The 25,556-nt window shown below is 64.3% G+C and carries 37 protein-coding genes and 1 pseudogene; 20 read left to right on the top strand and 18 right to left on the bottom strand.

The window, feature by feature from the left end:
* Positions 1-161 precede the first annotated feature (161 nt).
* Entirely contained in the window at positions 162-1,187 is a 1,026-nt protein-coding gene (trbB, locus tag CMO28_RS01970; RefSeq protein WP_296708772.1) for a P-type conjugative transfer ATPase TrbB, read from the bottom strand.
* Positions 1,188-1,528: 341 nt separating this feature from the next.
* Between trbB and CMO28_RS01965 the strand changes: the two genes are divergently transcribed.
* The 16 genes from CMO28_RS01965 to CMO28_RS01890 all read left to right on the top strand — a co-directional run bounded on the left by CMO28_RS01965 (position 1,529) and on the right by CMO28_RS01890 (position 11,292).
* The gene (locus CMO28_RS01965; protein WP_296708769.1) at positions 1,529-1,843 is read left to right on the top strand and encodes a hypothetical protein; all 315 of its coding nucleotides are present in this window, start codon (positions 1,529-1,531) and stop codon (positions 1,841-1,843) included.
* 132 nt (positions 1,844-1,975) lie between these two features.
* Positions 1,976-3,457: a multicopper oxidase family protein gene (locus CMO28_RS01960; protein ID WP_296708766.1), complete on the top strand. Its 1,482-nt coding sequence runs from the start codon at positions 1,976-1,978 to the stop codon at positions 3,455-3,457.
* Complete coding sequence (locus CMO28_RS01955) at positions 3,454-4,164, top strand: c-type cytochrome (protein WP_296708762.1); 711 nt, start codon at positions 3,454-3,456, stop codon at positions 4,162-4,164. Before CMO28_RS01960 ends, CMO28_RS01955 begins: the two co-directional genes overlap by 4 nt.
* Positions 4,165-4,166: 2 nt before the next feature.
* Positions 4,167-5,117 carry a WD40/YVTN/BNR-like repeat-containing protein gene (locus CMO28_RS01950; RefSeq protein ID WP_296708760.1) on the top strand — a complete coding sequence of 317 codons (951 nt, stop codon included), beginning with the start codon at positions 4,167-4,169 and terminating at the stop codon, positions 5,115-5,117.
* Between the two features lie 11 nt (positions 5,118-5,128).
* The gene (locus CMO28_RS01945) at positions 5,129-5,614 is read left to right on the top strand and encodes a DUF411 domain-containing protein (protein WP_296708758.1); all 486 of its coding nucleotides are present in this window, start codon (positions 5,129-5,131) and stop codon (positions 5,612-5,614) included.
* Positions 5,615-5,618: 4 nt separating this feature from the next.
* Positions 5,619-5,753 (top strand): hypothetical protein, encoded by a 135-nt coding sequence (locus tag CMO28_RS01940; protein ID WP_296708756.1) that lies wholly within the window; start codon positions 5,619-5,621, stop codon positions 5,751-5,753.
* Positions 5,750-6,235 carry a c-type cytochrome gene (locus tag CMO28_RS01935; RefSeq protein ID WP_296708754.1) on the top strand — a complete coding sequence of 162 codons (486 nt, stop codon included), beginning with the start codon at positions 5,750-5,752 and terminating at the stop codon, positions 6,233-6,235. The genes CMO28_RS01940 and CMO28_RS01935 overlap by 4 nt, the downstream gene beginning before the upstream one ends.
* The gene (locus tag CMO28_RS01930) at positions 6,232-6,837 is read left to right on the top strand and encodes a DsbE family thiol:disulfide interchange protein (protein ID WP_296708752.1); all 606 of its coding nucleotides are present in this window, start codon (positions 6,232-6,234) and stop codon (positions 6,835-6,837) included. Before CMO28_RS01935 ends, CMO28_RS01930 begins: the two co-directional genes overlap by 4 nt.
* Positions 6,834-7,436 (top strand): TlpA family protein disulfide reductase, encoded by a 603-nt coding sequence (locus CMO28_RS01925; protein ID WP_296708749.1) that lies wholly within the window; start codon positions 6,834-6,836, stop codon positions 7,434-7,436. Before CMO28_RS01930 ends, CMO28_RS01925 begins: the two co-directional genes overlap by 4 nt.
* 13 nt (positions 7,437-7,449) lie before the next feature.
* Entirely contained in the window at positions 7,450-7,875 is a 426-nt protein-coding gene (locus tag CMO28_RS01920; protein WP_296708746.1) for a hypothetical protein, read from the top strand.
* Entirely contained in the window at positions 7,868-8,146 is a 279-nt protein-coding gene (locus CMO28_RS01915) for a hypothetical protein (protein ID WP_296708744.1), read from the top strand. Before CMO28_RS01920 ends, CMO28_RS01915 begins: the two co-directional genes overlap by 8 nt.
* Positions 8,147-8,340: 194 nt before the next feature.
* Positions 8,341-8,793, top strand: coding sequence for a copper chaperone PCu(A)C (locus CMO28_RS01910; RefSeq protein WP_296708741.1), 453 nt, complete (start codon positions 8,341-8,343; stop codon positions 8,791-8,793).
* Positions 8,790-9,413, top strand: a complete 624-nt coding sequence (locus CMO28_RS01905; protein ID WP_296708738.1) for a hypothetical protein — start codon at positions 8,790-8,792, stop codon at positions 9,411-9,413. Before CMO28_RS01910 ends, CMO28_RS01905 begins: the two co-directional genes overlap by 4 nt.
* A 19-nt stretch (positions 9,414-9,432) precedes the next feature.
* Positions 9,433-10,230, top strand: a complete 798-nt coding sequence (locus CMO28_RS01900; protein ID WP_296708735.1) for a DsbA family protein — start codon at positions 9,433-9,435, stop codon at positions 10,228-10,230.
* Between the two features lie 33 nt (positions 10,231-10,263).
* Positions 10,264-11,004, top strand: a complete 741-nt coding sequence (locus tag CMO28_RS01895; protein WP_296708732.1) for a cytochrome c biogenesis CcdA family protein — start codon at positions 10,264-10,266, stop codon at positions 11,002-11,004.
* An 84-nt stretch (positions 11,005-11,088) separates the two neighbouring features.
* Positions 11,089-11,292, top strand: a complete 204-nt coding sequence (locus CMO28_RS01890; protein WP_296708729.1) for a hypothetical protein — start codon at positions 11,089-11,091, stop codon at positions 11,290-11,292.
* A 45-nt stretch (positions 11,293-11,337) separates the two neighbouring features.
* Here the strand turns inward: CMO28_RS01890 and CMO28_RS01885 are convergent, their stop codons facing one another.
* Both CMO28_RS01885 and CMO28_RS01880 read right to left on the bottom strand, forming a co-directional pair.
* Positions 11,338-11,664 (bottom strand): YnfA family protein, encoded by a 327-nt coding sequence (locus tag CMO28_RS01885; RefSeq protein WP_296708770.1) that lies wholly within the window; start codon positions 11,662-11,664, stop codon positions 11,338-11,340.
* Entirely contained in the window at positions 11,664-12,077 is a 414-nt protein-coding gene (locus tag CMO28_RS01880; protein ID WP_296708727.1) for a MerR family transcriptional regulator, read from the bottom strand. The genes CMO28_RS01885 and CMO28_RS01880 overlap by 1 nt, the downstream gene beginning before the upstream one ends.
* 76 nt (positions 12,078-12,153) lie before the next feature.
* Here CMO28_RS01880 and CMO28_RS01875 point away from each other — a divergent pair, with 76 nt between their 5' ends.
* From CMO28_RS01875 to merA, 4 genes are read left to right on the top strand one after another with little or no spacing between them, the layout of a single operon-like run.
* Positions 12,154-12,552 carry a mercuric transporter MerT family protein gene (locus CMO28_RS01875; RefSeq protein WP_296708724.1) on the top strand — a complete coding sequence of 133 codons (399 nt, stop codon included), beginning with the start codon at positions 12,154-12,156 and terminating at the stop codon, positions 12,550-12,552.
* A 10-nt stretch (positions 12,553-12,562) separates the two neighbouring features.
* On the top strand, positions 12,563-12,895 hold the full coding sequence (locus CMO28_RS01870; RefSeq protein WP_296708721.1) for a heavy-metal-associated domain-containing protein: 333 nt from the start codon (positions 12,563-12,565) through the stop codon (positions 12,893-12,895).
* Between the two features lie 5 nt (positions 12,896-12,900).
* Positions 12,901-13,149 carry a mercury resistance system transport protein MerF gene (gene merF, locus CMO28_RS01865; protein WP_296708718.1) on the top strand — a complete coding sequence of 83 codons (249 nt, stop codon included), beginning with the start codon at positions 12,901-12,903 and terminating at the stop codon, positions 13,147-13,149.
* A 1-nt stretch (position 13,150) separates the two neighbouring features.
* A complete protein-coding gene (gene merA / locus CMO28_RS01860) occupies positions 13,151-14,581 on the top strand; it encodes a mercury(II) reductase (RefSeq protein ID WP_296708717.1) in 1,431 nt (476 codons plus the stop codon).
* Between the two features lie 178 nt (positions 14,582-14,759).
* Here the strand turns inward: merA and CMO28_RS01855 are convergent, their stop codons facing one another.
* From CMO28_RS01855 to CMO28_RS01785, 15 genes and pseudogenes are all read right to left on the bottom strand, one after another.
* Positions 14,760-15,191 (bottom strand): CopG family transcriptional regulator, encoded by a 432-nt coding sequence (locus CMO28_RS01855; RefSeq protein ID WP_296708714.1) that lies wholly within the window; start codon positions 15,189-15,191, stop codon positions 14,760-14,762.
* 3 nt (positions 15,192-15,194) lie between these two features.
* Complete coding sequence (locus CMO28_RS01850) at positions 15,195-17,180, bottom strand: conjugal transfer protein TraG (protein WP_296708711.1); 1,986 nt, start codon at positions 17,178-17,180, stop codon at positions 15,195-15,197.
* A gap of 123 nt (positions 17,181-17,303) precedes the next feature.
* A complete protein-coding gene (locus CMO28_RS01845) occupies positions 17,304-19,043 on the bottom strand; it encodes a relaxase/mobilization nuclease domain-containing protein (RefSeq protein ID WP_296708708.1) in 1,740 nt (579 codons plus the stop codon).
* Between the two features lie 243 nt (positions 19,044-19,286).
* On the bottom strand, positions 19,287-20,054 hold the full coding sequence (locus CMO28_RS01840; RefSeq protein ID WP_296708707.1) for a lytic transglycosylase domain-containing protein: 768 nt from the start codon (positions 20,052-20,054) through the stop codon (positions 19,287-19,289).
* 3 nt (positions 20,055-20,057) lie between these two features.
* The gene (locus CMO28_RS01835) at positions 20,058-20,393 is read right to left on the bottom strand and encodes a DUF736 domain-containing protein (protein WP_296708705.1); all 336 of its coding nucleotides are present in this window, start codon (positions 20,391-20,393) and stop codon (positions 20,058-20,060) included.
* Positions 20,394-20,440: 47 nt separating this feature from the next.
* A complete protein-coding gene (locus CMO28_RS01830) occupies positions 20,441-20,986 on the bottom strand; it encodes a S26 family signal peptidase (protein ID WP_296708702.1) in 546 nt (181 codons plus the stop codon).
* A complete protein-coding gene (locus tag CMO28_RS01825) occupies positions 20,983-21,504 on the bottom strand; it encodes a DUF2840 domain-containing protein (protein ID WP_296708700.1) in 522 nt (173 codons plus the stop codon). Before CMO28_RS01825 ends, CMO28_RS01830 begins: the two co-directional genes overlap by 4 nt.
* On the bottom strand, positions 21,501-21,752 hold the full coding sequence (locus CMO28_RS01820; RefSeq protein WP_296708697.1) for a hypothetical protein: 252 nt from the start codon (positions 21,750-21,752) through the stop codon (positions 21,501-21,503). The genes CMO28_RS01825 and CMO28_RS01820 overlap by 4 nt, the downstream gene beginning before the upstream one ends.
* The gene (parA, locus tag CMO28_RS01815) at positions 21,749-22,402 is read right to left on the bottom strand and encodes a ParA family partition ATPase (protein WP_296708695.1); all 654 of its coding nucleotides are present in this window, start codon (positions 22,400-22,402) and stop codon (positions 21,749-21,751) included. The genes CMO28_RS01820 and parA overlap by 4 nt, the downstream gene beginning before the upstream one ends.
* Positions 22,399-23,526, bottom strand: a complete 1,128-nt coding sequence (locus tag CMO28_RS01810) for a replication initiator protein A (protein WP_296708691.1) — start codon at positions 23,524-23,526, stop codon at positions 22,399-22,401. Before CMO28_RS01810 ends, parA begins: the two co-directional genes overlap by 4 nt.
* 18 nt (positions 23,527-23,544) lie before the next feature.
* Positions 23,545-23,826 (bottom strand): helix-turn-helix transcriptional regulator, encoded by a 282-nt coding sequence (locus CMO28_RS01805; protein WP_173189750.1) that lies wholly within the window; start codon positions 23,824-23,826, stop codon positions 23,545-23,547.
* Positions 23,827-24,019: 193 nt separating this feature from the next.
* Complete coding sequence (locus tag CMO28_RS01800; protein ID WP_296708684.1) at positions 24,020-24,490, bottom strand: DUF2285 domain-containing protein; 471 nt, start codon at positions 24,488-24,490, stop codon at positions 24,020-24,022.
* Entirely contained in the window at positions 24,441-24,776 is a 336-nt protein-coding gene (locus tag CMO28_RS01795; protein WP_296708681.1) for a transcriptional regulator domain-containing protein, read from the bottom strand. Before CMO28_RS01795 ends, CMO28_RS01800 begins: the two co-directional genes overlap by 50 nt.
* Positions 24,777-24,900: 124 nt before the next feature.
* Positions 24,901-25,164 (bottom strand): DNA -binding domain-containing protein, encoded by a 264-nt coding sequence (locus CMO28_RS01790; RefSeq protein ID WP_173189748.1) that lies wholly within the window; start codon positions 25,162-25,164, stop codon positions 24,901-24,903.
* Between the two features lie 125 nt (positions 25,165-25,289).
* Positions 25,290-25,548 (bottom strand): annotated as a pseudogene (locus CMO28_RS01785) (hypothetical protein).
* Positions 25,549-25,556 lie beyond the last annotated feature (8 nt).

Genomic DNA, 25,556 nt, shown 5'->3' with positions numbered 1-25,556 from the left:
GAAGATCATCCTTCGAGCGCAACGCGGCGACCCTCTCCCGGCTATCAGGCCAAACATCCTACCAGGAGACGGCCCGATGAGTGGAATTCATACAAGCGGTAGGCGTGGTCATCAGGGCGATGAGCGCGACCGAAGCCGCCGCAGCCAGGCGATGGTAGGCGTTACGCAGGGTCTGGTGCATGTGGACTTTCCTTTGCGGCTGGTGTGAGAAGAGATGCACCGGGCGCGACGACGGTTGTCACGACGCGGTAATCGCCATCCGGCCCGAGGCCTTCCACGCGAACGAGTTCGGAAAGACGGCGGGCCGTGCCACGGCCTGACAGCACCGCCACGAGATCGATGGTCTCGGCGATCAGCGCGCGCGGAACGGTGACGACGGCTTCTTGGATGAGCTGTTCGAGACGGCGCAGCGCACCGAGGGCCGAGCCCGCATGGATCGTGCCCACACCGCCCGGATGGCCGGTGCCCCAGGCCTTCAGGAGATCAAGCGCCTCGCTACCACGGACCTCGCCGATGGGAATGCGGTCGGGACGCAGGCGCAATGAGGAGCGGACGAGATCGGAGAGAGAGGCCACGCCGTCCTTCGTCCGCATAGCAACAAGATTCGGCGCGGCACATTGCAACTCGCGTGTGTCCTCGATGATGACGACGCGATCGGAGGTCTTCGCGACCTCGGCGAGGAGTGCATTGGTCAGCGTCGTTTTGCCTGTGGAGGTGCCGCCGGCGACGAGGATGTTGGCTCGGGCCGCGACTCCGTCGCGCAACGCGGTGGCCTGTTCGGCCGTCATGATCCCGGTCGTGACGTAGTCGTCGAGGGTGAACACCGCGACGGCGGGCTTGCGGATCGCGAAGGCTGGCGCCGCAACGACCGGAGGCAGAAGCCCCTCGAACCGCTCTCCTGTCCCGGGCAGCTCTGCCGAAACGCGCGGGCTCCCGGTATGGACCTCCGCGCCGACATGATGGGCGACGAGGCGGATGATCCGCTCGCCATCCTCCGGCGCCAGGCGTTCACCCGTATCGGACAGGCCTTCGGAGAGGCGGTCGATCCAAAGCCGCCCATCCGGGTTCAGCATCACCTCGACGACGCCTGCGTCTTCGAGAAAGCGGGCGATGGCCGGACCGAGCGCGGTGCGCAACATTCGCGCGCCGCGTGCGATACGTTCCGAATTGTGATGCGAAGCCGCCATCTGATCCCCGATTTCGACGGGGACAAACCAGATGGTCCCCATGCGGGGATGATTAAAAGGGCCTGATTTAGGGCCGATTCAACAAGGAATTAGCGTCGTCGTAGTGTGGCGTGCAAAGACAGGAGAACGGCGGCGGTTTCCTTTGCCGACTGGTTACGGCGGGCCATGCAGGAACCGGATGAGAACTACGGCTACGCTATAGCATTCTAAAGTTCGCCTAAATGACGTTTGCATCATCTGCACCGGGTGGAGGCCGTGCAGGATCTGCGACGGAACGCACATCGACAGCACGCAATATCCGGGGTATTCTATAAAGTATGGCAAGGTATGTTCGCATTTTCATGATCATGATGCTCGCTGCTTTCGCGGCGGGAACGGTCATGCATGCCGCGAATGCCGCCACCATGAGCGCGAAGATGACGCTTGCCGTGATCGATGGCGCGGACATGGGCGACTGCCAGGATTGCTCGGACGGTAACGACAACATGCCTCCGTGCGACAATGTCTGCGTATCGCCGATCCTGGCTGTCGTGCCGTCGGGCCAGCCAAGCCTGCCCGGGGCTGAGACGACTTCCGAAAGCCAGGTTCTCCAGAGCGTGACCGGGCGCACCGGACCGCCGGACCCTTACCCCCCACGATCCACCATTCTGAGTTGACGCCGCCCGGAGTTCCTCCGGTTCGCGGCGCCTGAAATCATGCGCGGTCAACCTGGCCGCCCGTGACCCCGCTTCGCTTCGCGCGGTTAGCGCGCTGCGGACTCAAGCGCCCTCTCAGGATGGTTGGACATCATGGTCTTGTATCTGCCGACGCCAACGCGTCGGGCTTTTCTCACATCCGCCGCGGCTCTTGCAGCCAGTACGGTGCTTCCGGTTTCCGGACTCCGGAACGCTCGGGCCGCTTCCGTCAAGGAGTTCCGGTTGAGGGCGGCACCGGGAAGAACGCATCTCGTTCCGGAGCCTTACGGAGAAACGCCGGTCTGGGCCTACAACGATGCGGTGCCCGGCCCGGAAATCCGCGTCCGTCAGGGCGATCGTATGCGCGTCGTGATCGACAACGGTATTGATGAGGAAACAACCGTCCACTGGCACGGCGTGCGCACGCCCAACGCCATGGATGGCGTGCCGCATCTGACACAGGTGCCGATCGCGCCGGGCGAGAGCTTCACCTACGAGTTCGACGCCGTTGATGCCGGCACCTTCTGGTATCACCCGCATCAGAACAGCACGGTGCAGGTGGGGCGTGGTCTCTACGGCCCCCTGATCATCGAGGAAGCAGCACCTGTTCGTGTCGACCGCGAATTGACCTGGGTACTGGACGACTGGCGGCTGACCCAGGCCGTTGCGATCAGCGACGATTTCGGCAACCGGCATGACCTGATGCACAACGGCCGCGTCGGCAACACGGTCACCATCAATGGCCGGGTGCCGGAGAGCATTGCGGTTCGCGCGGGCGAACGCATCCGGCTGCGTCTGATCAATGCTGCCAATGCCCGCATCTTCGGACTCGATTTCTCCGGGCTCGAGCCGGTCGTGATCGCTCTCGACGGACAGCCGGTCACGCCCCATGCGCCGGCGGACGGGCTCGTCACGCTCGGTCCGGCCATGCGGATGGATATGATCCTTGACATGACCGACCGGCCGGGAAACCGGACCACTGTGGTGGACCGGTTCTACCAGGGGCTGGAGTACCGCCTGGTCGAACTCGCCTATGCGGAAACGGCCCTGAGGGAAGGTGCTCCGGACTGGCCGGTGGAACTGCCGGCCAATCCGCTTGCCGAGCCGGACCTGCGCGACGCGATCCGCCACGAGGTCACGTTTAACGGCGGCATGATGGGCCAGATGGTCATGGCCGAAATGGGCGGCAGCATGGGGGACGGGGCGTCCGGCGGCATGATGGGCAACATGATGAACATGATGCATGGCCAGGGCATCTGGTTCATCAACGGTAAGGCCGCCACCGGCCATGTCATGGATCCGCTGCTGACGCTCCCGCGCGGCCGCACCTGCGTCCTGACAATGACCAACGCGACGGCTTGGCATCACCCCATCCACCTGCACGGACACTCCTTCCGCGTCCTGTCGCGGAACGGGCAGCCGACGGCGCACCGCGAGTGGCAGGACACGGTGCTGATGGCGCCGCGCGAGAAGGTCGAGATCGCCTTCGTCGCCGACAATCCGGGCGACTGGATGTTCCACTGTCACATCCTCGAGCATCAGGCCGCCGGGATGATGGGGGTGATCCGCGTTTCCGGGAAGGGGGAGCGGATATGAGCCGGAGCGTTCTCGCCCTCGCCGCACTGACTTTGCTGTCGTTCGGTGTGGACGCATTTGCCGAAGGAGACGCCAGACGCGGTGCGCAGGCCTATCGCGCCTGCGTCGCCTGTCACGCCCTCGAGCCCAGCCTGCACCTCAGCGGCCCGAGCCTCGACGGCTTCATGGGACGCATGGCAGGCACGGCCGAGGGGTTCGTGCGCTTTTCGCCCGGACTGAAGGACGCGGGCTTCTCCTGGAACGCCGCGGCGCTCGACGGCTGGCTGAAAGACCCAATGGGCATGATCCCCGGCACCTACATGATGTTCCGCGGGATCGACGATCCTCAGGCGCGCGCAGACCTCGTCGCATTTCTTGAAATCGCCGGCCAGCCCGGCGGCGGCAGGAAGGTCGTCGACGAAGGTCTTATCCCGGCAGGCTGGCTGCGGGCCGGAGCGCCGGAGCCGATCGGCGATCCGCCGCCTGAAATGCGTGTCACGGCGATCCGCCATTGCGGCGACAGCTATTTCATTACCACAGATGACGGCCGCGAGACGCCCTATTGGGAGAAGAACATCCGGCTCAAGATCGACAGTGTCGAGACCGGCCCGCCGTCTGGCGTCGCCTTGATCCTTGGAGCCGGCATGGGTGGTGACCGCTTCTCGGTGATTTTCTCCAGCCTCGCCGACCTCGATCATCTCGTTACGGAAAGCTGCGAGGCGCGCTGAGCATGAAAGGCACCAACATGACGACCACGGCCAGACATTCCACGCGTCTTTCCAGACGCGCCTTCCTCGGCGCGATGGCGGCGGGCGTCGGGCTGATCGGCCTGCCGGTCAGGCTTCGCGCCGCACCCGGAGCAACCGGTCCCGCAATCGCCTTCGATGGCGATGCGTTGATCCTCGCTAAAGACATTCTGTCCCGCCGCGATGGCGCTGGAGGCTGGAAAGAGCTTTCCGCTCCGGCGGTAGGCAGCATCCTCTCGCTTGCGACGCATCCGGGCCGCCCCGGCCGGATAGCGGCGGGTCTTGCGGGCGGCGGCGTCGCCATCTCCGAAGATGGCGGACACCGATGGGAGGCGAGAAGCCAGGGCTTGCCCTACGCCCCGGTCACGGCGGTCACCGTGGCAGCGGCTGAACCGGATACCATCTATGCGGCCATCCGCGGTGATGGCCTATGGAAAAGCGAGGATGCCGGTCGATCATGGGGCCTCGCAATGGATCGGCCGTGGCTTGCAGACGCCGAGCGCGACCTGACGGCATTGGCCTCGGTCGATCTCGCCACAGGCATGGGCGGCATCTGGATCTATGCCGGGACGGAAACCGGTCTCACCCGCGTGCCCGATTGCTTCTGCCGCTGGCAGGACGTGCAGCCGGGCGATGCGATGGACGCGCTTGTCTCGGGGAAACCTGCTCCGTCTGAGGCGCCCCTTCCCGAAGGCGAGACGATCAACGCGTTGGTCAGTGCGGCTTCACAACCCACTCGGCTTTACGCCGCTTTGCCTTCGGGCATCTGGGAATCGCAGGACGCCGGAGTGGTGTGGTCGCAACGGTTGAGCACAAGCGCGCTGGCCGTCGCTGTTCCCCCCGCCAATGCCGATCATGTCGTCGCCGTCACCGGCGATGGCCTCATTGAGAGCCGCGATGGCGGCGCGAACTGGACCGCGCTCGCGCGGGCATAACGGAGAATGTGATGAATAAGAAAACAATTGCCATAGCCGTGGTCGCCGTGGTTGCCGCTGCCGGTATCGCCTACTGGTCGCTGGGTTCGGCGAACTCGCCTCACGGTTCCGCCGTCGCGGCAGCCTCGGGCAACAAGGCGATCACGATCTGGCGCGATCCGGGCTGCGGGTGCTGCGATGCCTATGCCGACTATCTGGAGGGCAACGGCTATACGGTGACGCGCGTCGACGATCGCGATTTCGACAAGCGCTCGGTTGACATGGGCGTTCCCGAGCGGGGTATCGGGTGCCACCTGGCCGAGATCGACGGCTATGTCGTGAGCGGCCTCGTGCCCGTCGAGATCATCGAGCGGCTGGTCAGTGAACGACCGGATATCACCGGGATCACGCTGCCCGGTATGCCTGGTAATGCGCCCGGGATGGCGCCGGCAAAAACCGGCACGCTTAAGACCTACGCCTTCGGTGAGAACGGCGTCACCGTCTACTCCGAGGAGTGATCCCATGGGTGGAACGATGATGGATGGGACCATGATGGGAGTGATGATGGTCGGCGGTGGTCTCGTGGCGCTTCTGGTCCTCGCTGTCCTGATCCTCGGCCTCGTCGCGCTGGTGAAATATCTGCGGGGCCCGCAATGAGACGCAACGCGATCTTCCTTTCCGCTATCGCTGTCTCGGCCCTGGCAGCCATCGCCGCGTTTGCGCAAGCGCAGGGTGGGAATGTGCGAGCGGAGGACGTGACCTTTCTTGGCCAGCCAGTGACGCGCCTGCAAATTGTCCGTGGCAAGGAGATCTATGCGCAAAACTGTGCCTCCTGCCACGGCGCAAACCTTGAAGGCCAACCGGACTGGAAGCGCAGGCTGGAGAACGGCCGCATGCCGGCGCCGCCGCACGATGAAAGCGGTCACACCTGGCACCACTCGGACCAGGACCTGTTCGCCATCACCAAGCTCGGCGTCGGCGGCGTCGTCCCGGGCTATGAGAGCGACATGCTCGCCTTCGGGGACATCCTAAGCGACGAGGACATCACCGCCGTGCTCGCCTTTATCAAGAGCACATGGCCCGAGCGCCAGCGGGACGTCCAGGCTCGAATAACGGCCAGTGACGGGGACGGCTCATGAGCAGGGCTGATGAATACCCCACGGCCCCAATGCGCCGCCGCAATGTCCTGGCCTTCCTGCCGCTTGCTCTCGCCGCAATGCTTGCCGTGGTGCTGGCCTGGGGATTAACCCGCGATCCGAGCACACTCCCGTCCACGCTGATCGGCAAGGCGGTGCCCGAGTTCGCGCTGCCGCCGGTCAAGGGTCGGACCCTTGGCCTATCGAGCACCGATCTCAAGGGCGAGGTCTCGCTGGTCAATGTTTTCGCGTCCTGGTGCGTTGCCTGCCGGGAGGAGCACCCCCTGTTCATGAAGCTTGCGGCGCAAGGCACCGTGCCGCTGCACGGCCTCAACTACAAGGATCAGCCGGACGATGCGGCGCAATGGCTGGACAGCCTTGGCGATCCCTACACGCGCACCGGAGCCGACATCAGCGGACGCGTGGCGATCGATTGGGGCGTCTACGGCGTGCCCGAGACGTTCGTCATCGGCGCCGACGGACGTGTTGCCTACAAGCATATAGGCCCGGTGAGCGAAGCGACACTCACCGGCACCATCCTGCCGCTCGTGGGGGAACTGCGCCGTCAGGCGGAAGGCGATAGCACCCTGGGAGACGGCCGATGAGGAACCTCCTGCGGGGTCGGCGCACGATCGCATTTCTGGCGGCAGGCACGCTCGCTCTGGTGGCGATCGTTGGCGTGATCTATTTCAGCGGGGGCACGCCAGTGCGTGCGCCTCAAGGCGGAGCAAAGGCTGAGACGGCCTCGCCCCGCTCCTTCGTGATGCACGAGGCGCCGCGGCCGCTCCCCGAAATCACGTTTGAGGACGGGAACGGTGAGGCTCTTACGCTGGCCGATTTGCGGGGCAAGACCGTGTTGCTCAACATCTGGGCGACGTGGTGCGTGCCCTGCCGCGAGGAGATGCCGACGCTCGATGCACTTGAAGCGGACCTCGGTGGCCCTGGCTTCGAGGTGGTGCCGCTCTCGGTCGACCGGGCCGGGGCGGAGGTGGTTCGGAAGTTCTACGCCGAAATCGGCATTGAGCATCTTGGCCTCTACATCGACGCCTCCATGCGGGCTTCGTTCGACCTCCAGGCGCCAGGACTGCCGACGACGCTTCTGATCGACAGCGAGGGCCGAGAATTGGGAAGGCTTGTCGGTCCGGCCGAGTGGGACACGCCCGAGATGATCGCATTTCTCAAAAACCATCTGACGTCAAACTGAGAAGGAAGCCTCCATGGCAGATACACAACAGTCACAATCTCAAGACGGCTCGCTGGGTCGCGACCTGCTCTATGCCCTTCGCTATTACCTCGGCAGCCGACGCGGTCTGCTCGTGCTCGCCGGACTGGCGATCGCGATGGGCCTGGCGTTGAACTGGAGCTGGTTGGCCGCTGCCGGCATCGCGCCGATCCTGATCAGCGTGTTGCCCTGCCTCGCCATGTGCGCGCTCGGTCTGTGCATGAACCGATCAGGCGGCAAGTCCTGCTCGACCGCCGCGAGTAACTCCGACGCAGCGGAGATCGAGGACGCAAAGCCAGTCACGCAGGCCGTTGCTCTCGACGCATCGCCTGACCGCGCGGCTCCCATGAGCGGCGACGCCGCCCTTCTTGCAAGCCCCGAACCGCAACCCTCCAAGGAAAAGAGACCGACCGATGCGTAAATCGATCAAAGCGCTTGCCATTGCTTCCGCCGTTATCGCGAGCCTCGCGGTTGCACCCGCGCTCTACGCCCATGACTCAGAGGAGTCCGGCGACGCCATGATGGGCTCCGGCATGATGGGCATGATGAACATGATGGGCCAGATGAGCGAGATGATGGAGGGCTGCAACAGGATGATGCAGTCCATGAGCCATGACGGCTCCGGACGGCCCAACGAGCAGTGGCGTGAGAAATCGCCCGACAACAACGGCGCCCCAGCGACGAACGGCTAAACCGCCCAATCCCGGCCCGCCCTCCATCCCGGAGGGTGGGCCGGTCACAGCCTGGCATCGCGACGTGCCCAGAAAATCGAGGGGCCATATCGCGATGGGCCGCGCTTGGGCAGGGCCTTTCGAGGAAGACTGATGGCGGCCATTTCCTCCGCGGACTGGTCACCCAATGTCCTTTCAAAAATGGACGGCAAACAATGATGAGAACACTGATTGCAGCGAGCGTCGCGGTTTGGGCGATCGTATCGCCGGCACTTGCGCAGGAGAGCGTCCGCGTCTTCGATGCGTGGGCGCGGGCCTGCGTCCTCGCCTCCCGTCCCGGCGCCGCCTATGTCACCATCGAGAGTGCCGCGGAAGATCGGCTCCTCGATGTGACCACGCCTGTCGCCGGCCAAGTCATGATTCACGCAGTCGAGAAGGACGGCGACGTAAGCCGCATGAAACACATCGAAACGCTTGAGTTGCCGGCGGGCGAGCAGGTCACGCACGCGCCCGGCGGCATGCACCTGATGCTGATGGGGCTGCAAGACAAACTCAGCGAGGGCACGGCGTTTCCGATGACGCTCAACTTCGAAAAGGCCGGAGAGATCACGGTAGACGTCTCCGTGCTCGGAATAGCTGCCGAGGGGCCACAGGAGATCGCAGAATGAAGCGCTCGCTGATCCTAGCCCTCCTGCTGGTCGCACAGCCGGCATTTGCAAACCATCCAGGTGAGCGCATCGACGAGGTGATGGCCGAACAGGAACCGGCCTTCGAGGTCGCGGATCGCCCTTCCACGCCCAATCTGGATGTCGAAGAACCAGGCGGCAGCGTCCTGCGCCTCGGCGATCTCCATGATCAGATCATCGTGCTGAGCTTTGTGCCAACGGACTGTGGCGGTCCATGCGTCGAACAGCAGGCTGTTCTCGCAGGCGTGCAAGGACAGGTGAATGTTTCGCCCATGAAGGAAATGGTCACGTTCGTAACCGTTCACGACGCAGATGCCTCGATCGAGGCTCCGTGGAACGAGGCGAACTGGCGGCTGGTGATCCCATCGGACGACGAGACAACTGCCGCCGCGGATCGCTTTACCGCGCTGAGTAGCCGCGGGCAGGAGCTGCCGATGGCGCATGTCATCGACCGCAACGGGCGGCATGCCGGTATTTTCCATGGTTCCGATTTCAGCAAGACAAATCTGACCCTCTACATCAACCAGCTCATCAACAACGCGCATGCGCCAAAGCCGCCTGCCGAAAAGGGGTGGTGGGAATGGCTGACAGGCTGGTTCTGAACGGCGGGAGAACAGAAACATGCACCATTTGAATTTCACGGGTCGGCGCCTCGGCTTTCTCCTCCTGCCCCTGCTGCTGATCATCGCGGCAGGCGCCTGGTATCTGCTCGATCCAGGGTTCAGGGCAGGCCGGCAACCCACAACCGCGTCGGAGAGCCTGCCGCAGGATGCTTTCGAGCGGCGGGTGCGCGACTATCTTGTCGCCAACCCGGAAGTCATCGTCGAGGCCATGCAGAACCTCGAACGCAAGCAACGGCAGGCGGAACAGACTGAATCGCAGGCGGCCCTTGCCGCGCACAGTGACGAACTGCTCAACAGCCCCGAAAGCCCGGTCGGCGGAAATCCGCAAGGCGACGTGACCCTGGTCGAGTTCTTCGACTACAATTGCCCCTATTGCCGACAGGTCGCGCCGGCGATGGTGGCGGCCGAAGAAGACGATCCCCAATTGCGGATCGTCTACAAGGAGTTTCCCATTCTGGGTCCGAATTCCGTGTTCGCGGCAAGGGCAGCGCTCGCGGCCCGAAGGCAGAACCTCTACCCGCAGTTCCACAAGGCGATGATGCAGGTGTCGGGTTCCGCCGACGAAGCGCAGGTCATCGCTGTCGCTGAAGAGATCGGCCTCAATGTCGGACAACTCCGGACCGACATGCAGGATCCCGCCATCGACGCCGAGATCGAGCGCAATCTCGCGCTCGCCCGGGCGCTGCGGATCAACGGAACACCGGGCTTCGTCATCGGAGACGAGATCCTGCGCGGCGCTACCGACCTGCAGACCATGCAGCGGCTGATCGACCAGGCCCGGAAGGGTCTGAATTGATGAAGCCGGAGCCGCATCTGAAAGTTTGTCCAAATGCCTGAACTCTCCAATATCGGTATCCTCAGCGCGTTCGTGGCCGGCATTATCTCGTTCCTGTCGCCCTGCGTGCTGCCGCTGGTGCCGGGATATGTTTCCTATGTCGCCGGCCGATCGACCTTTGCTTCGCCGTCCGGTGAGATCGTTGTCGCCCGAAGCACGACGCTCGGTCTCAGCCTCTGCTTCGTGCTCGGCTTCACCACGGTTTTCGTGATCCTCGGAGCCAGCGCCTCGGCGCTTGGCCAATTGCTGCTCAGCTACCGGTTCGAGTTGAACATCGTCGGGGGTGGAATCGTCACGCTGTTCGGGCTGTTCATGCTCGGAACGATCCGCCCGGCATGGATGATGCGCGAGGCACGCTTCCACCTCGATCTGCCCGGCGGACGAACCGTCTCGGCCTATGTCCTCGGTCTAGCCTTCGCCTTTGGCTGGACACCGTGCATCGGTCCGATCCTCGGTGCCATCCTGACGGTCGGCGCCGCGTCGGCGACGCTCGCCGACGGTATTGCGCTGCTCACGATCTATTCACTGGGCCTCGGTGTGCCGTTCCTGCTTGCCGCGCTGTTCACCAACACGCTGTCCGCCAGGTTGAAGGCATTCGGGCGCCTCGGACGCAGTCTGCGAGTATTGGCTGGAGTCGTCATGATCGCGATGGGTGTCGCCATGATGACGGGTTATCTGTCGTCCTTCGCCTTCTGGCTGCTGGAGACGTTTCCGGTGCTATCTTCGATCGGCTGAGTTCGACGCTCGTTGAAGAGACTGTGATTTGACCTTCCCTGCGCTGGAAGGCGCAGGCTTGTCCTCTATAGGGAGGTAGCTGTGATGATCCCGAAAACCGAAACATTGGAGCGGGATATCCTACGCGTATTCAGATGTGCCTGCCAGCAAGACCGGCCGGACATAGCCGAATTCCTGCTCTCCGCGCTCGAGAAATTGGACTGCGAAGCGAATCCTACCGCAAGCAATCGTCCGCTGATCGATGCCTATCGCGATCTGATCGGGACCTGCCAGTCTGGAAAGTCATGAATTCGGCCGACTGGCTGCATTGCTTATCGATACGGTTTCCATCCATCAAATGGATCGCGGCCCCCATAGAATGATAGCGGCGCCGACCAGACAAACCGCAGCACCGCTCACGTCCCAGCGGTCAGGGCGTTGGGATTCCGCCGCCCAAAGCCAGAACAGTGAAGCCGCGATGTAAATGCCGCCATAGGCAGCGTAGGCGCGGCCCGCGAAATCGCTGTCGATGCGCGTCAGCAGCCAGGCAAAGAGAGCAAGGCTGGCCATGCCGGGAACGAGCCAGAGCGGCGAGCGGTCCAGACGTAGCCAGGCCCAGAAGGCGAAGCAGCCGGCAATTTCCGCCAGCGCTGCGCCGATATAGATTGTGAGTGTCGCCATCATGATGCCAGCGCCTCCAGGACCGGGCAATCCGGTACGTCCTCGCCGGAACATTGTGCGGCGGTCGCCGCCAGCACCTTCTCAATCCGCTTGAGGTCGGCGATCTTGGCCCGGACATCGGCGAGGTGCCGCTCGGTCCGCTCCTTCACCTCGGCGCAGGTCTGCGTGCCGCCATCGACGAGATCGAGCAGGCCACGGATATGCTCGATGGAAAAGCCGAGCTCGCGGGCGCGCAGGATGAAACGCAGCCGGGACACATGGGCTTCGTCATAGACGCGGTAGCCGGACGCCGTGCGCGGCGGGTCGGGCATCATGCCGATCTTCTCGTAATAGCGAATGGTTTCGAGGTTGCAGCCCGTGCGCCTTGCCAGTTCGGCGCGCTGCAATCGCTTCCCGGAAACGTGATCGGCCATGGCTCGAATTTCTCCTTGAGTCTGTAGTTGCTACAGACTGTAGCTTGCTTTCGACTGAAATTCGAGGGCGAACCGCATGAGCGAGACAAAAATCGAAGCCGTGGCGCTGGACGAGCCGACGCAAGTGCCGGATCGGAAGAAGGGTTGGTTTGCCGCCGGCGGTGTCGTCGGCGCCATCCTGGCTTCGACCTGCTGCATTGCGCCGCTCCTACTGCTGATGCTCGGCGTATCGGGCGCGTGGATCGGCAACCTTACCGCGCTCGAGCCCTACAAGCCGATCTTCGCCGGCGTGGCGCTCGTCTTCATCGGCCTCGGGTTCCGGCAGATCTATTTCAAGGTCCAGCCGGTCTGCGAGGACGGATCCTATTGCGCCCGTCCCGAATCCGCCCTGATCACCAAGTCCGCCCTCTGGCTTTCGACCGTGCTGGTCGTGCTGGCGCTGACGATCAACTGGTGGGCGCCGTTTTTCTATTAGGAGAACCGACATGAAACGACTTCTCATCGCCGCGGCGGGAGTGCTGGCTATCGGCGGGTCCAGCCTTGCCCTTGTCGCTTCGCTCCCCGCGCCGGTCGCCGTTTCGGCCGCGCGAGCCGCGGAGGCCGAACGGATCGCCACCTTCGACGTGCCGGGCATGACCTGTGCGCTCTGCCCCGTCACGGTCAGAAAGGCGATGGAGGGCGTTGCAGGCGTCAAGTCTGTGACGGTTGATTTCGATGCCAGGACGGCGACCGTGGTGTTCGATCCGGCCAAGACGACGACCGAGGCCATCGCCGCCGCTTCAGCCAATGCCGGATACCCGGCGCTGGTGAGAGGCTGAGTCCGGTGAAAGACACAATCATCCTCAAGACCGGTGTCGCCGGCTCGATTATCGCCGCAGTCTGCTGCTTTACGCCTGCGCTCGTCATTCTGCTTGGGGCTGTCGGCCTTTCCGCTTGGCTAGGCTGGATCGACTATGTGCTTTTCCCCGCTCTCGCAATCTTCCTCAGCGTAACCGCCTACGGCCTGTGGCGGCGGCAGCGCGCTGCTGCGTGCTGCTCAAGCGAGGCTCATCCCAATAAGGAAAGTGCCTGACATGTCCGATTGCTGCTTGACGAACGACAAAGGTAAGAATGGCTATGACCTCGCCGTCATTGGTGCTGGTTCGGCCGGCTTCTCCGCCGCCATCACGGCAGCCGAACAAGGCGCGAATGTCGCCCTCATCGGACATGGACTGATCGGCGGCACCTGCGTTAATGTCGGCTGCGTGCCATCCAAGACCATGATCCGCGCGGCGGAAGCGCTGCACGGCGCCCGCGCAGCCGGCCGCTTTCCCGGTCTTACGGGCGAGGCGAATGTCGTAAACTGGGGCCGGCTGATCGGGGCTAAGGATGATCTGGTGACGACGCTTCGCCAGAAGAAATATATCGACCTGCTGCCCGAATATAACGGCGTTGCCTATCTCGAAGGCGCGGCGCGCTTGAGCGGCCGAGGCGTTGTCGTCAACGGCGCTGCCATCGCGGCGGACAAGATCATCGTGGCGACGGGGTCTGCGCCGGGTCTACCGGACATTCCCGGCATCGCGGATGTTCCTTATCTCACCAGCACCACTGCCCTGGAGCTGACCGATCAGCCCGCGTCGGTGGTGGTCATTGGCGGCGGCTATATCGGCTGCGAACTGGCGCAGATGTTCGCGCGGGCGGGAACGAAGGTCACCCTCGTCACCCGCTCCCGCCTGTTGCCCGAGGCCGAGCCGGAAATCTCCGAATCATTGACCCGGTATCTAACAGACGACGGGATCTCGGTTCTGACCGGGCTCTCCTATCGGGCCATCGAAACTGTTGAGAATGGCGTCGAACTGACCATCGAGCGCGAGGGCCGTCCGGAATCTCTCACGGCGCAACATGTTCTCGTCGCGACCGGCCGCAGGCCCAATTCGGCCGGTCTCGGGCTTGAGGAAGCGGGGGTGAAGCTTTCCCCGAATGGCGGCATCGTCGTCGATGACCGTATGCGCACCTCGAAGTCTGGTATCTATGCGGCGGGCGACGTCACCGGCCGCGACCAGTTCGTCTACATGGCGGCTTACGGCGCAAAGCTCGCCGCGCTTAACGCGCTCAATGGCGACAGTCTCGCCTATGACAACACCGCCATGCCCTGGGTCGTATTCACCGATCCGCAGGTCGCAGGTGTGGGCTTGAGCAACGCCGCGGCAAGAGTCGCGGGCTTCGAGACCAAGACCTCGATTGCTCCCCTTGACCAGGTGCCGCGGGCGCTTGCAGCGCGTGACACGCGTGGGCTCATCAAGCTGGTTGCGGACGCTGAGACCGATCGCCTGCTCGGCGCGCAAATCCTGGCGCCGGAAGGCGCGGACTGCATCCAGACCATGGTGCTGGCGATCAAGTTCGGAATGACCACGAAGGAGCTGAGCGAGGCGATCTTTCCTTACCTCACCACGGTGGAAGGGCTGAAACTTGCCGCGCAGGGCTTTGTAAAGGATGTGGCGAAACTGTCCTGCTGCGCCGGGTGAAAGAGCCGCGGCTCTTAGGAAGTGCCGGAGGGTGCATGAATCTCAGTTTCAATCGCACCGGAAACGCTCGATTCTCATGTTGAAAGTTAGGAGATAATGGGAAATTTGTACAGCAATCGGCGGTGTTTGGCGGACCGTGCGAGATTCGAACTAAGCCATCGCTATGCCAGCATCGGCGCTATTGACCGGCTGAACCGCTGACATCCTCGGAAACCTCCTGTCTGAGCTTCGGCCCTTTGGCGAGGCGCCGGCCGAGAGCGGTAATGAACGCCTCATAGCGCTCGCCGGCTTTGGCACGCGCGGCCTGTGCAGCCGGCTCCGGCAAAGCCGGTGTCGTCGCGAGCCAGAACCGGACGAAGATGGCAAGGGTCTCGACAGAAATCCCGATATCGCGCTCCAAGCGGTTCATGCGGCGGTCGAGCTGGTCGAGGCGTTTGGCGATCGCGGCCTCGCGCCTTTCAGCGTCATCCGGCGACAGGAAGGAGGCGATCGCGGCTTCAGCGATCATGGACTGCGATTGCTCGCGACGGGCGGCATAGTCCGCCAGCATCGTCATGATGTCCGGGTCGATATAGACGGAGATCTGCGTCTTCTTCTTGCGGCTGGACATAGCTTAGAGCTCCATGCCGTCGTTAGGGTCCAGTGAGATCTGCCGCGCCATACGCTGCATCATGCGGTTCATCCCGCTCGTGCGCGCAGTCTCCTCTTGGGCGTCATCGGCGGGATCAATCTCAAACTCGTTTTCAAGCGGGGCCTTCTTCTCGACGGGTTTGGTACGGCTCAACTCAGGCCGGCGGCGCTGTTCTGAATCGGTCGCGTCCTCCTCCGATGCAGCGCTGGCAGACATGTGAGCGGTTTCCAACGGGCTCGCCGGCAATGGCAGACTCGTCCAGTCATCAGCCTTCGTATGCACGGGTTTGGTGTTCGACGGCGGCGGCAGGATGCGTTCTTGGAAACGTCCGTCCTCGAAGTAGCGGACCTTCTTCGCTCGAATAGGCGGTGTCCCGGCGACCATGACAATCTCGTCGGCTGGCGGAAGCTGCATGACCTCGCCGGGCGTGAGCAGTGGTCGCGCGGTTTCCTGCCGCGACACCATCAGGTGGCCAAGCCAGGGCGAGAGTCTGTGCCCGGCGTAGTTCTTCATCGCCCGCATCTCGGTCGCAGTGCCGAGCGCGTCGGAAACTCGCTTGGCCGTGCGCTCGTCATTGGTCGCGAAGCTCACGCGCACATGGCAGTTGTCGAGGATGGAGTTGTTCGGCCCGTAGGCCTTCTCGATCTGGTTGAGCGACTGGGCGATGAGAAAGCTCTTGAGCCCGTAGCCCGCCATGAAAGCGAGCGCGCTCTCGAAGAAGTCGAGGCGGCCGAGCGCCGGAAACTCGTCCAGCATCAGCAACAATCTGTGCCGTCCTGACTTGGCGTGCAGGTCCTCGGTCAATCGCCGACCTACCTGATTGAGGATCAGGCGGATCAGCGGCTTTGTGCGGTTGATATCGGAGGGAGGCACGACAAGGTAGAGCGTCGTCGGATGCTTGCCGCCGACGAGATCGGCAATGCGCCAGTCGCAGCGGCGCGTCACCGTTGCAACGACAGGGTCGCGGTAGAGGCCGAGGAAGGACATGGCGGTGGAGAGCACACCGGAGCGTTCGTTGTCCGACTTGTTCAAGAGTTCGCGCGCGGCGCTGGCGATGACCGGATGTGGGCCGGATTCGCCCAGATGCGCCGTCTTCATCATCGCAGCGAGCGTCGACTCGATTGGGCGTTTCGGATCGGAGAGGAAGGCGGCGACGCCGGCGAGCGTCTTATCCTTCTCGGCATAGAGGACGTGGAGGATGGCACCGACCAGCAGCGCGTGGCTGGTCTTTTCCCAGTGATTGCGCTTTTCGAGGGAGCCTTCCGGATCAACGAGGATATCGGCGATATTCTGGACGTCGCGGACCTCCCATTCGCCACGCCGGACTTCCAGAAGCGGATTGTATGCCGACGAATTCGGATTGGTCAGATCGAACAGCAACACTCGCCCGTATCGAGCGCGGAAGCCGGCGGTGAGCTGCCAGTTCTCGCCCTTGATGTCATGGACGATGGCGGAGCCGGGCCAGGTCAGCAACGACGGGACGACCAGACCGACACCCTTGCCCGAACGGGTCGGCGCGAAGCACAGGACATGTTCCGGTCCTTCATGGCGCAGATAATGGTCATGGAGCTTGCCGAGAACGACGCCATCGGGTCCGAGCAGGCCGGCCGCCTTGACCTCATTGGGCCGCGCCCAGCGCGCCGACCCGTAGGTATCGACACTCTGTGCCTCGCGCGCCCGCCAGACGGACATCAGGATCGCCACCGCGATCGCGATGAAGCCGCCAGAGGCAGCGATGATCGCGCCCTCGATGAAGATAGGCGGGGCATAGGCATCGTAGAAGTACCACCACCAGAAGAAGGATGGCGGATAGTAGACCGGCCAGCCGCCGATCTCGAACCAGGGTTGGCCGAGCTGGGACTGGAAGCCGAGGCGCCAGGCCGTCCATTGCGTCGCCGTCCAGGTGGTGGCGAGGACAATCGTGAAGACGATAAGGATCTGGCCCCAGAGAATTTTCGTTCCCGACATGGTCTATGTTCCGCGCAAATATCTGCACGCTGCGGGCCATGCCTGCCGCTCTCAAGCTTATTCTCCGCTCGTCGCAGAAACGGCGGCCGCCGGTTAGAAATCGGAGGGCTTCTAGCGGAGGCGTCACCGACCCAGGCCCCGCTTGCGTCCGAATCTCCAGTCGACGCCGCCGTCGCCGCGCGCGACGCCGGAAACATGGCGACCAAGGTGCTTTTCGAGAGAGGGCGTCCAGGGAACAAGCTGGAAGCCGAGACCATCCTCGATCATCGCGAAGCGGCCGGAGGCGAGCGTGAAACGCTGGCGGTATGCGCCGGCGACGTACTCGCCGTTGGTCGCACGCTGGAAGGGCTGGCCGGTCTGAGCCGCGAGCTTCTCGCCGAGTGTGTCCACTTCGCGCCGGCGGAGCGCGTTGAGGAGATTGCGACTGAAGATGATCCGCCGGCCCTGCCGTTCGGCGAAGCCTTGCTCGATCAGGCGAACTGCACGCCGGTCCAGGGCATCGTGGACTTCGGCGCCGAACCCGCCTTCCGACAGAGCTGCGGGATCGCGCGCGATGTTTTGCCGATCGAGCCAGGTCGCGCCCGATGCGGTCACCTGCCGTTCGATGTCGAAATCGGAACGCACCGCGAGCGCGACCCGGCGCTGTCCGCGGGAATCGTCATAGGCGCGCAGCTCGACGATCGAGCCCGGCGCGCTGTCGCCGGCGGCGTCGAGATTGGCGAGCTTGATATGATGGGTCCGCCCGTCGACGCCGTCGACCACGGCATAGGCCGTGCCCTTCAGTTCGTCGTCGAGTCCACGTTCGACCAGGCGGCCGACGATCGGCGTGTCGAGACTTTCGGCGGCCAGCACGTAATCCGCCGATCCGCGCCCGATGCCGCGCTCGGTCAGCGCCCGGTGCATGCGCCTGATGATGTCGCCGCGTTCGCCAAGTTCGCGCAGCGTCGCCTCGGCCTTGTCGTCGATCATCCATTGGCCGGGGCCGACCTGCTCGGCCAGGCCGAGCGTCTCCAGCTTGCGCAGCCGCCCGACCTTGAGCGCGTGGAATTCGTCGGGCTGCTCGCCCGGTGTCGGCGCGAGGTCGATGATGCCGGTGCGCCGGCTGTCGCGAACGAGCTGGCGATCGAGCTGCGTCCAGCGCTCGGAGGCGATCTGGTTCTCTAGGCTGCGCCGGATATCGAGGTCGGTGCGCGGTCCGAGCTCCTGGGTGATCAGGTCGCGCGCCCGATCGCGCATGCCCTCCTTGATATAGTCGCGCGAGATGACGAGGTCCTGGCCGTCTTCGCGCACACCGCGCACGATCAGATGGACATGCGGATGTTCCGTGTTCCAGTGATCGACGGCCACCCAATCGATCTCAGTGCCGAGATCCTTCTCCATCTGGCCAACCAGGTCGCGGGTGAAGGATTTGAGGTCAGACATTTCCAACGCGTCGTCGGGCGAGACGATGAAGCGGAAATGGTGGCGGTCGTCCTCGCAGCGCTCGGCGAAGGCGCGTCCATCCGCATCCTCCTCTCCCGGCCCGAACAGCCGCGCCTTCTCGCCATCGCGGGTCACGCCGTCGCGGCGCAGATAATCGAGATGCGTGCCGAGCGGCGCGGCGCGCGCGGAATGCCGGACCACACGCGCCTTGATCACCGCGCCGCGCGAGCGCGCCGTGATGAGCCGGTTGGCCTGGATGCTGGCGCGCTGGCCGTGCCCGAAGCGCGAGCGGTTGCGGGAAACGACGCGGCCGGAGCGCGACACGCCTCCGCCCGCCTTCTTCGCGGCCGCGAGCGCCTGGGCGACGAAGGGGCGCGCGGCCTGTGCACGCGTCGAGCGGATGCGGCCGGGACGGATGCGGAACTCGCGATCATCGGCCATGGCATCGCTCCGCAATGTGCGAAAACCCACGTAGACACAGGCCCTTGAGCGGTCCGCGCACATTGCGCCAAGGCCCGGCAATGTGCGGAACGCGCCAGAAAATCCAAGCAAAACAACCGACCGACCGGCACGCAATGTGCGCCCTTTTATCCTGCCATCGTGCGGTTGTGGTGCCTGCCGCTCCCACTCGCGCCCGCCATGATACGCCAGAGCCCGAAATCGCACGAAAAGGGATTGTAGGCGTCATGGAGCGTCCCTCGGCGCGTTCCGTACGACGAACATCGTCTTCGGATCGGAAGAGTCCTCGGCGTCGCGTTGCACCGGCACGGAAGCAGAGCTGCGCGCCGATGGCTTGTCGGCGGTGCGGTCTGCGGCCGTCCGGCGGTCGTTCGAGCGCGGGACGAACAGCGGTGCTTCGCGCCAGTCTGGTGGCAGCGGCGGTGCGGCCGGGGCATCCACCGACTGCGTTGCAACGCCCAGGGCTGGCGCAAGCTGATCGACATAGGCGCGTGTTTCGGCGGGCAGCGGTCGACCTGTGGCGAGGTATTCGTCATAGCGGTCAGGTCCCGCATTGTAGGCCGCCAGCATCGCCGGGATGGTGCCATAGCGGTCGTACATTTCGCGCAGATAGGCCGCGCCCGCGAGGATGTTGTCGCGCGGATCGAATGGGTCGAGACCGAGCCGATAACGGGCGCGCAAGGCATCCCAGGTACTGGGCATGACCTGCATGAGGCCTCTCGCACCGGCATGTGAGACTGCGTGCGTATCGCCGGCGCTTTCGGCGCCCAGGACGGCGACGATCCAGCGTTCGGGAATGCCGAAGCGCTGCGCCGCCTCCGCAATATGTGCGGCAATGGGATCGCGGACTTCGTGTCGTCTGGCCGGTGCCGGTTGTGCGGATGCGCCGCCGATGTCGAGGGTGGTGATGACCAGGCCGGAAAGGAGAAGGAGGGCAATGCGGCCGCAGGGGCCGCACGGCCGCAATGTTGCTGACGGACCGATGAGGGACATCGATCAGTCCTGCTCGTCGCGCTTTTTCGGGCGAGTCCAGTGCAGGCCCCAGTCACGTCCGTCCTCGTCCGATTGGAACAGCCGGGCTCGCACGGGGAACGGAAAGGCGGGGTCATCGAGGACGACGGAGATGAAGGTCCCGGCGCGCTCGCCGGTATGTTTCCAGCCGGCGCCGACCTCGGGTCCGTCCTCATCGCCGAGATGAACCCGATAGGCGGGCGCATTCTCGCTGTCGGGACTGTCGGCGCTGACAAAGGTGAGTTCGCAGTCGAACGACAAGGAGCGGATACGTCCGATATAGCCGGTTGGCGTGCGGGTGAATTGACCGATCTGGGGCATGAAAACCTCCTTCTGGATGCGATGAGGTTGCAGGAAGGCGTGCGTCGTCACCGCGTCGGCGCGCGCCAGACGAAGCGGCCTTGGCCGTCCTCGTCGGTGTAGAGGGGGATGGCCCGACCGATGACGGTCGTGGCCGGAAGCGGGCCGAAGTAGCGACCGTCGAGACTGTCGGGGACTTGCCAGTTCATGAGGAAGAGCTCGTCGGCCGCGACGACGCGGCAGCCGCTCCAGACCGGCAGCGGGCGGTCGCGCCGATCTCGGTCGAGCGCCTCGCCCATTGCGATTCCGTCGACCGTGATGGTGCGGCCGGTGCGGCACACGCGCTGTCCCGGCAGGCCGAGGACGTGCTTCAGGATGGGCACGTCGCGGCCGATATAGCCGCGCTCGACCATGAAGTCCTCGAGCGGCTCGGGCGGTATCACCGCAACTAGATCGGGCACTTCGAGGCGTTCGACGTGCTCGATCCGATAGAGCCCGATCGGCGCGCTGGCCGACACGTTCCAGACGAGTTTGAGCGATGTCGGAACGAGGGCAGCCGCGGCAACGGCCACCACAGCGAAACAGGTCGCCTTGACATAGCCGACGCGAGTCATTGCTCGATCTTCCGCCGCTTGAGCCATGCCTGATGGCGCTGCTGCGTGTAGGCGCGCGGCTCCTGGCCGGCGCTCATCCGGTGCGCGACATGAAGCCAGTGATCGGGGGCGGCGTTGCAGGGATCGATCCCTGCGGCTTCCACCGCGTCGATGTGCTGGAGCACCTTTTCGACCTTGGGCCAGCCTTCGATCTTGAGAAGGATTTCGCCGCCAGGGCGGACGAAAGGCAGCGTCTGATAGGCGGCGCCGGGCTCAATGGCACGCACGATGTCAATGCGCGAGATGACGGTGCCGTAGTCGTTGGCCGCCCATCGCACGAAGGCGAAAATGGCGCCGGGCCGGAAGGACACGACGCGCCGGCGTCGGTCGATGATCCGCTTGCCGGCCGCACGACCGAAGCGAATCCAGTATTCGATCCGCTTCTCGATCCAGGTCAGTTCGACATGGGTGAGCGCATCGGGGCTGTCGGCGGACGGCATCGGGCCGCCGCCAACGCGGGGGGCCGCGGTGCCGGTCATGAAGGGTCTCCTTCGTCTTCTGGAAATTCCCGCGCGAGCAGGTCGCGCAGCATGTCAGCGACCGTGACGCCGCGCTGGAACGCAGCGATCTTGATGCGGCCGCGCAGCTCGGGCGTGATGTCGATGGTCAGGCGCGCGGTGTAGCCGGATGGCCTGCCATCGCGGGAGGCGGCATCGGCGGATTTGATCCACTGCTCGGGATCGGCGGGTCTGGCGGCGAAGGCGCGGCGGTTCGGACGGTCGCTCATGGCGACGCCTTTCCGGCGACGATGCGGACGATCTGATCGGTCAGGGCGGTGATCTCGCGTGCGGCCGCTGCCGCATTGTCGATTTCAGAGACGAGGCGCCCGGTCTGCGCGGCGGCTGCGAAGGCGATGCGCTGTCCGACGGTGGCGGAGAGAACCGGCGGATCGTGATCGGCCAGCGCCTCAGCCGTGTCGCGTGCGAGCACGGTGCGCGCCGCGCAGCGATTGAGGACGAAGCGGGCGACGAGTTCGGGCCGATAGATGCGCGCCTCGTTGACGAGCGCCAGCATCTCCGCCGACGCCCAGCCATCGAGCGGCGACGGCTGCACGGGAATGAGAACGAGATCGGCGGCGAGCAAGGCCGAGCGCATCAATCCGGCTACGCGCGGCGGGCCGTCGATGACGACATGATCGGCGTTGCGCGCCAGATCCGGCGCTTCGCGATGGAGCGTGTCGCGCGCCAGGCCGACGACGCCGAAGCGGCGCGGAAGGTGTTCACGGGCGCGCTGCTCGGACCAGTCGAGGGCCGAGCCTTGCGGGTCGGCGTCGATCAGCGTGACGCGATTCCCGCGCCGTGCCCATTCACCGGCGAGATGCAGGGCGAGCGTCGTTTTACCGGTGCCGCCCTTCTGGTTGAGCAAGGCGACGATCATCGCTTGCCTCCCGAGCCATCGTCGAGAGGCAGCGTCGGTGTTCCTGAGGACGTCGCGGAAGCGTTCGGGCCACGCCCTTTCGAGGCACCTGGCACAGGGTCTTGAGCGATGTTTTCCACATCGCGCGCGCCCTCTACAGAGTTAGATTCTTTGTTAGACTCTAAGTTACGGGGGCAATTTCCCGTTTTCTCTCCGTGCTTTAGATCGGGTTTGGGTTCCCGATAGCACGGGCCTCGGGTTCCTGATGGCACGATAGTGCGGGTTCCCGATAGCACGACGCCGTCCACAGGCTTTCCACAGGCCGGGGTCGGCTCGAAGGCGAGCAGCGTGCGACCACCCGCCTCGACCTCGAGAAAGAGCGTGTAGCCCGGCAGCGGCTGGCGGCGGATGATATGGCGCAGCTCGAAGGCGAAGCGCTTGTAGGGCGACAGGCTGCCCGATTTATGGTGGAGATGGCGGAAGTCGAAGCGCCAGCCACGGCGCTGGCGACCACCATGCTTGCGCACCAGGCGATAGAGCCAGCGATCGAGCCCGCCCGTCAGGCCGAAATAGGCGCGGTCGATGGTGAGCACGAGCCCGTCGTCGAGCACGGCGCGATAGAACCAGTCCGGCACGATCAGCTCGATGCCGTCCGGTCGGCCTTGGCGGTCGGTGCGCTCCTGCCATTCGTTGATCCAGGAGAACCGATGACGCCGGCCTTCGCTCGGCTGACGGATCGAGGTGGAAACGGTGGTGGACTGGAGACGGTCGAGCGCGGCCTTGAGACGCTGGTAGTCGCGCATCGAGGTGCCGCGGCCGACGAAGGTCAGGATTTCATAGGGCGTCGCCGCCATCAGGCGCGACGTGCGGAAACCACCGTCGCGGGCTTCGACGATCTGACTTGCGGCCCAGATGAGGATGTCCGCATCCCAGATGGTCGCCATGCCGTGGTCCGGCACCGCCTCGACGCGGATCGTGACGCCGCCGGCGGTGAAATCGATCGGCGCGATGCGATGGGACTTGGACAGAGAGAAGAAGGGATAGGCCATGAGATCCTGCGCGTCTCGTGGCGCGAAGTCACCTGGAAGCGCCCGAAACAGATCGAGCTGTCCACGCTCCGACAGGGATCGGCGTCGCGCCATCATTCACGAACCTGCTCGCGCTCAGCGCGCGTGGCGGCCGGGTTGCGGACTGTCGGGGAGCGTCTGGGGCTTGGCGGGCAGCACGCGCCCGCGCGGGTCCGATGTGGACGTCACGGCGCCGCGCGCCGCCCAGGCTTCGAGGTCATCGACCGAATAGACGACGCGGCCACCGAGTTTTCGGTACGCTGGACCGGTTCCGTAGGTGCGGTGCTTTTCCAGGGTGCGGGCGGAGAGGCTGAGAAATTGAGCAGCTTCCTTGGTGCGCAGGAAGCGCGGCGGCAGTGCGGCGTGATTGGTTCGCATGGATAAGGCCTCCGTGGGGTAGTCGGTGACCGCTGCGGTTCAGCGGCGAATGGCGATCACGGTGGCGGAGGAGGAACGGCGCGAGGGAGTGCGAAGATGTCGAAAAAGATTCACACCCTCTCGAACGTCGCATCAAGTCGGAGGGAACGGGGGCAAGGCTCGACCTATCGGGAAGCTACGCCGGACTTTGGCGTCATCGGGCTCGGTGCTTGTGGAGCAGTGTGCGATAGCCGCCAGCCACAAGGTCGAAGCCGGTGCGTACCCGGCGCATCACGACGTCGCGCAGCGGCATCGACTTCCACGAAATCGCGATGTCGCGCTCTGCGCCGAACACGTCCTCAGCGATGTCCTGATATGTGGCGCCTGCCCGTCGACCATCGATCGCCCGGAGCATTTCGATGAGATGGCGCTTGCGCTGGGCGGTGAGGCGATCGTCAGGTGCCGCCCGATGATGAACGAGAGCGTCCCGGAAGCGGTACAGCGCGTCGACGCGATCACGAAGAAGCGGATCGACGGGCGTGAGGACGGCTACGGGGCCGCGAGGTGCTTTGCCGTCGAGCGCAATGGCAGCGAAGCGCTCACCGGCGAGGACGAAGCGGAGATAGAGGCCTTCCTCAGCCGATCTGGCACTGATCGGATCGACGGAGATCGTTGCCGTAATCAAGCCGGGTACGACTATCGGCGTCAGAATGATTGCGGCCGGATCGACAGCGGGGCTCCAGAAGATGTCGGCGTTCGTGGCGGGCAGGTCCGGAGGTATCGGGAAAGCGCAACCCCCAGTGCGCGTTCAGCGCCGCTACGGCTCGATCATCCAATGGATCCGAGGCCGCGACTTCCTTTTGGTAGTCGGAATTGCGCCGGAGAAATTCCCAAGCGAGTTCAGCCGCGTTCAGGTCTTTCAGATATCGATATTTTTTTTCGGCGTCCCGCCAATTCCCCTGCGCCACCATGCCGATTTCCTCCCCGACTCCGTGCAGTGGGTCCGCATGTCCATGGAAGATCGCGGCAAAGTTGACGTCTGGATAGCGGGGCAACCGGCATATGGCGATGCGCTCTGTGCATCACCTCGGGCGTCTAGTGGTAGGCAGACCGCAGGAGGTCGCGGTAACCGTTCTCCGTCATCCACCGCGCACGAGCGAGATGGGATTCGTGAACCCGCAGGGCGCGTTCGGGTTGGTTGTCGGGGTCGAGACCGAAGACGACGCGAACGACTTCACGCCAGTGTGCAGCGTCCGCTTCGGCGTCGAGCAATCGCAGGTAGGTCACGACATGGTCGCGATCATAGTCGGTCACGTGCTCACTCTTCGGTGGCTCATCCAGGAAATCGACTTTGCCCATGTGTACTCCTGTGTCTCGGCGCGGCGCCGCAACCGGCTATGGTTAACGCAAACTCACCAGGATTGTGCAGAGGCACCGCGAAATCGCTGTGAGGGACAGGCGCCACACCATTCGGCAGGTTCTTTTCAGGCCGTCGTTTCCTGATCCTGCTTCGCCGCGGCATGAACGATCATCACCCCTTCGCCCCGGGCGGAGTTGAGGAGAACGACGCCATTGGCTTCGAGGGCCCGGCGGACCTGATCACGCGTGCTCTCGTACACCCTCAGATCGTTTTCCGATTCGAGGCGCTTGGAAGCGGTCAGCGATACTCGGGCCTTGTCAGCGAGCGTCTCCTGCGTCCAACCCAGTAGCGCGCGCGGCCCGCGACTGTCGGGCGGTGATCATGCATCATC

Source organism: Tistrella sp. (assembly GCF_002684955.1).
Classification (GTDB): Bacteria; Pseudomonadota; Alphaproteobacteria; order Tistrellales; family Tistrellaceae; genus Tistrella; species Tistrella mobilis.
The sequence above is the reverse complement of the archived record's forward strand: the minus strand, read 5'-3'. Positions and strand labels throughout refer to the sequence as shown.